This window comes from Zoogloea ramigera, from assembly GCF_006539865.1.
GTDB lineage: Bacteria > Pseudomonadota > Gammaproteobacteria > Burkholderiales > Rhodocyclaceae > Zoogloea > Zoogloea ramigera.
In genome coordinates this window covers 1-619 of sequence record NZ_BJNV01000202.1, presented here as the reverse complement: position 1 = coordinate 619, position 619 = coordinate 1, and the positions used below count along the sequence as shown (strand labels likewise).

At 60.4% G+C, this 619-nt stretch carries 1 protein-coding gene; it reads left to right on the top strand.

Annotated features, from left to right (window positions below; all coding sequences use genetic code 11):
* Nucleotides 1-11: 11 nt before the first annotated feature.
* Nucleotides 12-619 (top strand): ATP-binding protein (locus tag ZRA01_RS20435; protein ID WP_307724361.1); only part of this gene is annotated, 608 nt, incomplete at its 3' end.

Here is a 619-nt window from a genome sequence, read left to right as displayed (position 1 = left end):
TCAGCAACCTGATGACGCAAACCCAGGTTGCCCTCTCCAAGACCCGAAGCTCCACCGAGTACCGGGAGGTGCTGGAGTCCAATTGCGAGGAGTTCGAGCGTCTGTCGCGGATGATTTCGGACATGCTGTTTTTGGCCAAATCGGAAAACGGTCTCATCGTGCCGGGCCAGGAGAGCTTTGATCTGGCGGACGAGGTCACGGCCCTGTTCGACTTTTACGGTGCTCTGGCGGAGGAGAATGGCGTCTCGCTACGGCTTGAGGGCTCAGGACTGGTGACCGGAGACAGGCTGATGCTCCGGCGGGCCATCGGCAATCTGCTGTCCAACGCACTTCGCTACACCCCGGTTGGAGGACGAATTGTCGTGACGGTCAGCGTCGTACGAGACAGTGCGGACGCCGATACAATCCACCTCGCTGTCGAGAACACCGGGGAGCCAATTCCGCCGGAACATCTGTCGCGTCTCTTCGACCGCTTCTATCGCGTGGATGCATCCCGCCGCCACTCCGGCGATGGCGCTGGGCTGGGTCTTGCCATCACTCGTTCAATCCTGCGATCTCACGGAGGCGACATCGAGGGACGGACGGGGGAAGGAAGCAACATCTTCGAGATGTGGATACC